This window comes from Arthrobacter sp. 05T45 (assembly GCF_056395875.1).
Window position 1 is genome coordinate 52611 of record NZ_JBFTKI010000027.1, and the last position, 9493, is coordinate 62103.

At 69.4% G+C, this 9493-nt stretch carries 9 protein-coding genes; 3 read left to right on the top strand and 6 right to left on the bottom strand.

All coding sequences use genetic code 11. The features are described from left to right. Window positions 1-11 precede the first annotated feature (11 nt). From AC1DGD_RS19070 to AC1DGD_RS19085, 4 genes are all read right to left on the bottom strand, one after another. Window positions 12-872: a DUF1684 domain-containing protein gene (locus AC1DGD_RS19070; protein ID WP_476850572.1), complete on the bottom strand. Its 861-nt coding sequence runs from the start codon at window positions 870-872 to the stop codon at window positions 12-14. Window positions 873-890: 18 nt separating this feature from the next. Further along, entirely contained in the window at window positions 891-1511 is a 621-nt protein-coding gene (locus AC1DGD_RS19075; RefSeq protein ID WP_476857860.1) for a TetR/AcrR family transcriptional regulator, read from the bottom strand. Between the two features lie 100 nt (window positions 1512-1611). Then, window positions 1612-2205, bottom strand: a complete 594-nt coding sequence (locus AC1DGD_RS19080) for a TetR/AcrR family transcriptional regulator (RefSeq protein WP_476850574.1) — start codon at window positions 2203-2205, stop codon at window positions 1612-1614. Further along, window positions 2202-3218: an aldo/keto reductase gene (locus tag AC1DGD_RS19085; protein ID WP_476857861.1), complete on the bottom strand. Its 1017-nt coding sequence runs from the start codon at window positions 3216-3218 to the stop codon at window positions 2202-2204. The genes AC1DGD_RS19080 and AC1DGD_RS19085 overlap by 4 nt, the downstream gene beginning before the upstream one ends. A gap of 165 nt (window positions 3219-3383) precedes the next feature. Here AC1DGD_RS19085 and AC1DGD_RS19090 point away from each other — a divergent pair, with 165 nt between their 5' ends. The 3 genes from AC1DGD_RS19090 (at window position 3384) to AC1DGD_RS19100 (ending at window position 7553) form a co-directional block, all read left to right on the top strand. Next, window positions 3384-4064, top strand: coding sequence for an NADPH-dependent F420 reductase (locus AC1DGD_RS19090; RefSeq protein ID WP_476857862.1), 681 nt, complete (start codon window positions 3384-3386; stop codon window positions 4062-4064). A gap of 238 nt (window positions 4065-4302) precedes the next feature. Next, the gene (gene ppc, locus AC1DGD_RS19095; RefSeq protein ID WP_476857863.1) at window positions 4303-7116 is read left to right on the top strand and encodes a phosphoenolpyruvate carboxylase; all 2814 of its coding nucleotides are present in this window, start codon (window positions 4303-4305) and stop codon (window positions 7114-7116) included. Between the two features lie 131 nt (window positions 7117-7247). Beyond that, window positions 7248-7553, top strand: coding sequence for a hypothetical protein (locus AC1DGD_RS19100; protein WP_223914453.1), 306 nt, complete (start codon window positions 7248-7250; stop codon window positions 7551-7553). Here the strand turns inward: AC1DGD_RS19100 and AC1DGD_RS19105 are convergent. Continuing rightward, window positions 7550-8185: a DedA family protein gene (locus tag AC1DGD_RS19105; protein ID WP_476857864.1), complete on the bottom strand. Its 636-nt coding sequence runs from the start codon at window positions 8183-8185 to the stop codon at window positions 7550-7552. The genes AC1DGD_RS19100 and AC1DGD_RS19105 overlap by 4 nt on opposite strands. Before the next feature lie 27 nt (window positions 8186-8212). Continuing rightward, entirely contained in the window at window positions 8213-9193 is a 981-nt protein-coding gene (locus AC1DGD_RS19110) for an RluA family pseudouridine synthase (protein WP_476857867.1), read from the bottom strand. Between the last annotated feature and the right edge of the window lie 300 nt (window positions 9194-9493).

The following is a 9493-nucleotide window of genomic DNA, read 5'->3' on the forward strand; positions in this document are numbered from 1 at the left end:
TTTAGACCCGTTTAGAAGAGGCCGGGTTCCTTCTCGCCGGCCTCAATCTTCACATCAAGGCTGTTGTTCCGCACCGGCATGGGGCAGGTGCCGTACGGGGTGAAGGCGCTGGGGTAGTTGATGGCCCGGTTGAAGTCCAGGACGACGGTATTGTCCGGGCGGGGTTTCGCGGTGGACACCTTCCGCCACTCGTCCGTACTTTCCCCATTGGTCTCGTCGTGGAACGTCACCGTCAGGGCACCGAGCTTCTCCTCCTCGGCCTGCAGGTGGATCTCGTGGTCCGCGCCGGGAAGCCGGAAGACCAGCTCGCCGACCGAGCGGTGGACCCCGTCCACGAGCGGGTTGGCCGTGCCGATCGGGACATCCACAGGCTCGGGGTAGGGCACGAACCGGGCCTCGATGACCAGGTCCGGGCGGAAGCCGAAGGTGGGCACGCCATCGAACTCCGTGAACACCGGCGACTGGGAGTCGCGGGTGCGGATGGCGTACTTGTCCGCCCGCATGGCGAGCTCCACCACCACCTGGCGGCCGTCGTCGCCGCCGTACCGGACCCACATCAGTGATTCCTCGTCGGCGAGCACGGCGCTGATGGTCCCGTCCACGGGTTCGCCGGTTTCGACGAGGGTCAGGCCGTCGGACGCGGCGGCCGTGAGGAACGCCGCGGTGCCGTCCGTGGACCAGAGGCCGGGGGCGAGCTCGACGGCGGCCGGCTCGCCTTCCAGCCACTGGAAGGAGGTCAGCGTGAGCCAGCCGTGCTCGCTGGCGAGGGCCGTGTTGCGGCTGTTCCGGAAGCGTTGCCAGCGGGCCAGCTGCGGGTTCTGCACTGCATCAGGCGTGGGCTTCGAGCCAGTCCCGGGTTCAGGGGCGGTCATGGGCACCTCCAAGGGGTTTCAGCTGGTGGCGGGTGGGGTGTTGAGGCTGGCCGCAACGAGCTGGGCGGCAGTAGTTCCGGCTGCGGCGGCCGCGGCCGGGTCGCCGTCGAGCACCCCGCTTGCCAGGCCGCCGTCGAGTACCAGTGTCAGGCTGCGGGCGAGCTGGTCCGGGTCCCGGGCGCCCGCGCGCGCGGCGAGGTCCCGGATCCAGGCGCGGATCTGCCGCTTGTGGGCCACGGTCCGGTCGTGGACCCGGGTGCCGGCGGCCGACTCGGCGGCCGCATTGATGAAGGCGCAGCCGCGGTAGCCGTCGCGCCGGCAGGCGGCTGTCAGGGCATCGAACAGGCCCACGAGCTGCGCGGCCGGGTCCTCGCCGGCGGCCTCGGCGGCGGCGTGCAGCTGCCCGGTCCAGACGCTGTCCACCTTCTCCAGGTAGGCCAGCATGAGGTCGTCCTTGGCCGGAAAGTACTTATAGAACGTGGCTTTCGCGACGCCGGACTCGGCGATGATGGTGTCGATGCCGGCGGCCCGGAAACCCTGCGCGTAGAAGAGCCGGAAGGCAGTCGCCAGGATCTTCTCCCTGGCATGCCCGGCGGGGGTGCGGGCAGCCGGGGCGGCAGTGGCTGCTGGCGAGGTCATGGCTCAATCGTACACAGACAAGTCTGTCTACGCCGCAATGTCATTCGCGTTGTACCTCGTCAATGACGTCCCGCCGGCCCGCCCCCGCCTGATCCGGCGGCTACGGGCGGGCGGCCAGACCCCGCACGAGCAGCCGCCAGACCTCGCGCAGCTCGGCCCCGATGGCGGGGTCCGACCATTCCGAAGCGTGCAGCGGGTGGTGGAACCGCGCCGTGGCGTGCAGGACGGCGCGGCCGGCCGGCACCGGATCCGGGACGGCGAATTCGCCGCTGCTGACGCCGTCGGCAATGATCTCGGTGAGCGCTGCGGCCAGGTGGTCAACGTGGGCCGCCACCACTTCCCGCGCCTCGGCGGTCAGCTGGCCGAACGTGGCAAACAGCTCCGGATCGTTCAGCGCCATGCCCTGCTTGATGGCCGCGAGGCGTTCGAGCCAGCGGAGCAGGCGTTCCGCGGCAGGGCCGTCCGTATCGCGGGCGGGATCCAGCGGCTCCGCGAGGCGGTCCAGCCAGCGCCGGGCTACCGCGTCCCGCAGCGCCACCTTTGTGGGGAAGTGCCGGTACACGCTGCCGTGGCTGACGCCCAGGGCCTTCGCGACGTCAACCACCGTGGCCTTGGCCGGCCCAAAGCGCCGCAGCACGTCTTCCGCGGCGTCGAGGATGCGCTCTTCCGTCAGGACGACGGCGGCAGGGGTCACCGGCGTTCGCTGTCGAGCATGGCCATCTGGCCTGCGTCGTAGCGGGTGCCCGCGGCGGCGTCGGCCGGGACGGCGGCCTCGATCTCCGCGAGGTCCGCGCCGGAGAGGACCAGTTCGGCTGCTCCCAGCGATTCGGTGAGCCGCTCGCGGCGGCGCGCGCCGACGAGGGGCACGATGTCCTCGCCGCGGGAGAGGACCCAGGCGATGGCGAGCTGGGCGACGGTCGCGCCCTTGCGGTCCGCGATTTCGCGGAGCCGTTCGACGAGCTCGAGGTTCCGCTGCAGGTTCTCGCCGGAGAACCGGGGCAGGTGGGCCCGGAAGTCGCGCCGGTTCCCAGTTCCGGCGGCCGGCCAGTGGCCGGAAACCAGGCCGCGGGACAGCACGCCGTATGCCGTGATGCCGATGCCCAGCTCCCGGGCCACCGGCAGGATGTCCTGCTCGATGCCACGGGAGAGGAGGGAGTACTCGATCTGGAGGTCCGAGACCGGGTGGACGGCGTTGGCGCGGCGCAGGGTGTCGGCGCCGACCTCCGAGAGGCCGATGTGGCGGATCAGGCCCTGCTGCACGAGCTCGGCCAGTGCTCCCACGGTCTCTTCCACCGGAACGGACGGATCCAGGCGGGCCGGCCGGTAGATGTCCACGTAGTCGGTGCCGAGGCGCCGGAGGGTGTAGGCCAGGAAGTTCTTGATGGCCACCGGACGGGTGTCCACGCCGTTCCATCCGCCCCGGGCATCGCGCAGGACGCCGAACTTCACGCTGATCTGGGCGCTCTCGCGCCGACGGCCGCGGATCGCCTCGCGCAGCAGCATTTCGTTGTGGCCCATGCCGTAGAAGTCGCCGGTGTCCAGCAGGGTCACGCCGGCGTCGAGGGCGGCCTGGATCGTGGCGACGCTCTCGGCGTCGTCGGCGGGGCCGTAAAGATCGGACATTCCCATCAGGCCGAGGCCGATGGCGGCGGTGCTGGGGCCGGTGGAGCCCAGGGTGCGGGGGGTGCCGAGAGTAGAAGTTGTCATGCGATGACCATACAACAATCAGCTGACAGATTTCAAACTTTGTCAGCTGAAACGGGGTGGACGGGGCGTCGGCATGCGCTTATTGCCGTAGACAGGTCTGTCTGATAGCGTCATGCCAACACATAGACGAACCTGTCTACTCCACGACTTCAGAATGAGGACGCCATGAAGATTGCAGTACTGGGAACCGGCATGGTGGGGCGCACGATTGCCGGCGCACTGGCAGGGCTGGGGCATGACGTCGTGATCGGCACCCGCGACCCGCAGGCGACGCTCGCCCGGACCGAGCCGGACATGATGGGCACCGCGCCGTTCGCCGAGTGGCACGCCGCAAACGCCGTGGTCGACGTCGCCGCCTTTGCTGACGCGGCATCCGGCGCCGAGCTGATCGTCAATGCCACCAACGGTGCCGGCTCGCTGGCCGCGCTGGCCGCAGCGGGGACCCCGAACCTCGCCGGCAAGATCATCATGGACATCGCCAACCCGCTGGACTTCTCGCAGGGCATGCCGCCGTCGCTGAACCCGGTGAACACGGACAGCCTCGGCGAAGAGATCCAGCGGTCCTTCCCGGAGGCCAAGGTGGTGAAGACGCTGAACACCATGACCGCGTCCGTGATGGTCGATCCGGCCCGGGTGGCCGGCGGTGACCACACGGTGTTCGTCTCCGGGGATGACGCCGGCGCCAAGGCGGCCGTGACGGAACTCCTCAAGGGCTTCGGCCACCGCGACGTGATCGATCTCGGCGACATCACGAGTGCCCGCGGGGCGGAAATGATCCTGCCGATCTGGCTGCGGATCTGGGGCGCGCTGGGAACCGGCGAGTTCAACTTCAAGATCGCGCGCTAACCCCCTCACCCGCCAAGCCCGCAGCAGGGGCCGTTCCGGGCGCTCAGAACGGCCCTGCTGCGAACTGGTTGGGGTCTCGGGGGAGGGACGTCGGGGCGGCGCGGCGGGGCCTGACACTATCTGAGACGGAATTCCAGCAGGGAGTGCCTGCGGGTAACATCCCATGGGAAGAAGTAATCGGGCTCACAGTATCCAGCGCAGTGTACGAGCCAAGTCGACCCCTCGAAAGATAGTTTCCATGGCTGACACTGCAATGCATTCTGACACCGATCTTGCCGCCGAACTCCGGGCTGATGTCCGCCGGGTCTCCACCCTCCTCGGCGAATCCCTGGTCCGCCAGCACGGCCCCGAGCTCCTGGACCTGGTGGAGCAGGTGCGCCTGCTGACCAAGGAATCCAAGGAAGCCGCCCGCGGCGGCGCCGACGCTACCGGGCCGTGGAGCTCGTACGACGTCGTCGCCCAGGTCCGCGAACTGCTCGGTTCCCTGCCGCTGGAGCAGGCCACCGACCTGGTCCGCGCCTTCGCGTTCTACTTCCACCTGGCCAACGCCGCCGAGCAGGTCCACCGGGTCCGCGGGCTGCGCACCCGGCAGGAGAAGGACGGCTGGCTCGCCAAAGCCGTGGAGGAGATCGCGGACCAGGCCGGCAACTCCGTGCTGCAGGAAGTCGTCAACGAACTCGACGTCCGCCCCATCTTCACCGCACACCCCACCGAGGCCTCCCGCCGCTCCGTGCTGGACAAAATCCGCCGGCTCTCGGACATCCTGTCCGAATCCACGGCGGACGGCACCTCCGCGCGCCGCCGCCAGGACCGCCACCTGTCCGAAGTGATCGACCAGATGTGGCAGACGGACGAGCTCCGCCAGGTCCGCCCCACCCCCGTGGACGAGGCCCGGAACGCCATCTATTACCTCACCGGCATCCTCAGCGACGCCATGCCGGAAATGCTCTCGGACCTCTCCGAGCTGCTTGCCGAGCACGGCGTCACGCTGCCGCCGCAGAAGGCCCCGATCCGCTTCGGCTCCTGGATCGGCGGGGACCGCGACGGCAACCCCAACGTCACGGCCGCCGTCACCCGCGAAATACTCCAGATCCAGAACCAGCACGCCGTGCGGATCAGCATCGGCCTGATCGACGGGCTCATCTCCATCCTGTCCAACTCGACCGCGCTGGCCGGGGCGGACCAGGAGCTCCTGGACTCGATCGACGTCGACCTGGGGAACCTGCCTGGCCTGGACCGCCGCGTCCTCGAGCTGAACGCTCAGGAGCCCTACCGGCTCAAACTCACCTGCATCAAGGCCAAGCTGATCAACACCGGCCGCCGGGTCGCGGCCGGATCCGCGCACGAGCCCGGCCGCGACTACACCGCCACCGCGGAGCTCCTCGCCGAGCTCGGCCTGCTCGAACGGTCGCTGCGGAACCACCACGCGGCCCTCGCCGCCGACGGCGCCCTGTCCCGGGTCCGGCGCGCCATCGCCTCCTTCGGCCTGCACCTGGCCACCCTCGACATCCGCGAGCACGCAGACCACCACCACGACGCCGTCGGGCAGCTCATGGACCGCCTTGGCGGGCCCGGTGTCCGGTACGCGGAACTCAGCCGCGCCGAGCGGCTCGAGGTGCTGGGCTCCGAACTTGCGTCCCGGCGTCCGCTCTCCGGCCACCCGATCAAGCTCGACGGCGTCGCCGACGGCACATACGACGTCTTCCGGGAGATCCGGCGGGCCCTGCGCACCTACGGCCCCGACGTGATCGAGACCTACATCATCTCCATGACCCGCGGCGCGGACGACGTCCTGGCCGCGGCCGTGCTGGCCCGCGAGGCCGGCCTGGTCAGCCTGTTCGGCGAGGCGCCCTACGCCAAGATCGGCTTCGCGCCGCTGCTGGAGACAGTCGACGAACTCCGCGCCTCGGCCGAGATCGTGGACCGGCTGCTCTCCGATGCCTCCTACCGCGAACTCGTCCGGCTCCGCGGCGACGTGCAGGAAATCATGCTCGGCTACTCGGACTCCAACAAGGAATCCGGCGTCATGACGAGCCAGTGGGAAATCTACAAGACCCAGCGCAAGCTCCGCGACGTGGCCGCCAAGCACGGCGTCCGCGTGCGCCTTTTCCACGGCCGCGGCGGCTCGGTGGGCCGCGGCGGCGGGCCGACCTATGATGCCATCATGGCCCAGCCCAACGGCGTGCTCGAGGGCGAGATCAAGTTCACCGAGCAGGGCGAGGTCATCTCGGACAAGTACTCCCTGCCGGAGCTGGCCCGAGAAAACCTCGAACTCTCCCTGGCCGCGGTACTGCAGGGCTCGGCGCTGCACCGCACCCCGCGCACCTCGGAGGACCAGCGCGTGCGCTACGGCCACGTCATGGAAACCGTCTCCGACGCCGCGTTTGCGCGCTACCGCACGCTGATTGATGACCCGGATCTGCCCGCCTACTTCATGGCTTCCACCCCGGTGGAGCAGTTGGGTTCCCTCAACATCGGGTCGCGTCCGTCCAAGCGCCCCGACTCCGGCGCCGGGCTCGAAGGGCTCCGCGCCATCCCATGGGTGTTCGGCTGGACACAGTCGCGGCAGATCGTTCCGGGCTGGTTCGGCGTGGGCTCCGGCCTCAAAGCCGCGCGCGAGGCCGGTAACTCGGCCCAGCTCAAGGAGATGATCGAGGGCTGGCACTTCTTCCGCTCGGTGCTCTCCAATGTTGAGATGACCCTGGCGAAGACGGACATGGACATTGCCGGCTACTACGTCTCCACCCTGGTGCCGGCGGAACTGCACCACCTGTTCCGTGCCATCCGGGCCGAATATGATCTCACGGTCGAGGAGATCCAGAACCTCACCGGCGAGCACGTGATCCTCGATGCCCAGCCCACCCTGAAGCGCTCCCTCGAGATCCGGGACCAGTACCTCGACCCCATCAGCTACCTGCAGGTGGAACTGCTGCGCCGCGTCCGGGCCGAGGCCGCGGCGGGCATGACCGGGGCCGAGATCGACGAACGGCTCCAGCGGGCCATGCTGATCACGGTCAACGGAGTCGCTGCCGGGCTGCGCAACACCGGGTAGCCTGCACCTCGGCCCAGACGCTCCCTCAGATCCTGCGGTTCTTCCCCGGACGCTCCCTCTCCCGGTGAGGGAGCGTTGGGGTTTTGGGTGCGGAAGGTGAGGGAGCGTGGCGGCGCGGCTAGGGTTGTTCCATGCCGTCGTTCCAGACCAGACTGAAGATCACCGGGCTCAAGCCGGGCACCGCTCCTGAAGCGGTCATGGCCGCGGCCATCGAGGCGCTTGGGACGCGGCACCACGTCGAATCGCACCAGCTTGAGCTCGCCGGCGGCGTACCGCAGCTGAACCTGCGCTTCCTGGTCGAGGCCACCGCCTACAGCGCCGAAAACAGCCAGGCGCTGGAGTCGGCAGCCATGATGCGCGACGCCGTCGAACGCGTTGCGCTCACCGGCGCGCTGACCGTGCTGCGCCGCAGCCGCGGCCGCTGGGCGCCCGTCTAAAAGTCCAGTTCCTCGTCCGGGTCGACCACGGCGGACTCCACGGGGGAGGGGTTGCCCCGGCGCCGCGTCACGATCACGCCCACGACCGCTCCGACCAGCAGCCCGACGCCGACGCCGATCAAGGAGCTCGCCCAGAAGGGCAGCCCGGTGGCGGAGCCCATGAAATAGCCCAGTGCCACGGACCAGCTTGCCCAGAGCAGGCCGCCGAGGGCCGCGCAGAGGCTGAACCCACGGGTGGAGACGTTGGCGATGCCCGCCGCGGCCGTCGTGGCCAGCCGCCCGCCGGGGATGAAGCGGAGGCCGATAATCGCGCCGTAGGTGGAGGACCGGCCGGCTTTCGCGATCGCCGAATGCACCGCCGCGTGGAACCCCAGGCCCCATTTCCAGCGGTCGAGCACGTGGCTCAGCCGGCGCTTGAACAGCTGGAAGACGAGAAGGTCACCAAGCCATGAGGACGCGGCGGCGAGGAGCACGACGAGGAAGCCGTTGATGCGGCCCTCCGCTGACAGCGCGCCGCCGGTGATGACCAGCATTTCCGAGGGGACGGGCGGGAAAATCGCATCGCCGATCACGAAGGGGAAGATCCAGAAATAGATCGCGGCGCCCCAGCTGTCCGCATTTCCGAAGTCCATGGGCACAAGGTACCGCACTTCCAGCCGCTAGCGTGCCTCGCTGAGTTCCAGTCTGCTGCGGTATTCCACCGGGCTCCCGGAGATGGGGTCCACGAAGCGGATCCCACGGGCCAGGAGCTGCAGCGGCTTGGCGTAATTGTCCGGAGCCTTGTCCAGCAGTTCCGGGTAGAACGCATCGTTGACGATCCCGAGGCCCAGTGAGGCCATGTGCACGCGGAGCTGATGGGTCTTCCCGGAGTGCGGCTCCAGCCGGTACAGCGCGCGGCGGTGCGGGCCGCCGTCGACGTCGGGTGCGCCGCCGTCGGGTGCGCCGCCGTCGGGTGCGCCGGAAGCGTCAAACGTGCGCAGACGCTCGATCCGGGTTTCCGCGTTGGGTTCGCCGTCGACGACCTCGGCCAGCAGGTAGCTGCGGGACTTGGTCATCCGGTTCCGCACCACCACAGGGAAGTCCACCGGGGGATGGCCCGGAGCGGGCTCCGCGGCGGACACACACTCGTATTCCTTCTGGACCTGGCGCTTTTCGAAGAGCACCTGGTATTTGCCCCGGGTCTCGGGGTTCGTGGAGAGCAGCAGGATGCCGGCGGTCATGCGGTCCAGACGGTGCATGGGAATCAGGTCCGGGAGGCCGAGCTGGTTCCGGAGCCGGACCAAGGCCGATTCCTGGATGTACGTCCCGCCGGGGGTGGTGGGCAGGAAGTGCGGCTTGTCCACCACCAGCAGGTGATCGTCCTGGTGCAGGATGTTCAGCTCCACCGGGATCCGGGTCTCCGGCGGCAGGGTCCGGTAGTACCAGATGAACGTGTGGTCCTGCATCGGCGTGCTGCGGTCCAGGGCGATCCCTGCCTCGCCGACGATCTCGCCGGCGTCGAACCGGTCCTCGATGCCCTGCGGATCGATGTGCCCCCAGCGGTGCATCATGTAGTCCAGCGCGGTCTCCCAGGGCCCCTCGTCCGGCAGGCGCAGACGCGTCGCGTTGACGCCGTCGCGCACGGGAAGGGGGGATTGCATCACCCGACCATTCTACGGGCCCGGCCTCCCGCGCCCCTGCGCAGCCCTCACGACCCTGCCGGGACTCCGCCGCGACCGCCGCCGCGGCCCTGTACCCCGGCCCCGTACCGCAGCCCAGCCCCGCCCCGCCGCGGGCCCTTGCTCGAGTTCGCCGGACCCGTGCCAGGTCGCCGGAAACATACGGCGACCTCGGACGCTTCCGGCGAACTCGCGATGCCACCCCCGCCCTGCGCCCGTCACACCCCCGCCGTCCGGGTCCCTCGCCTTCCCGCAGTCACCGCCCGCCGTGCTCTCCCGCGA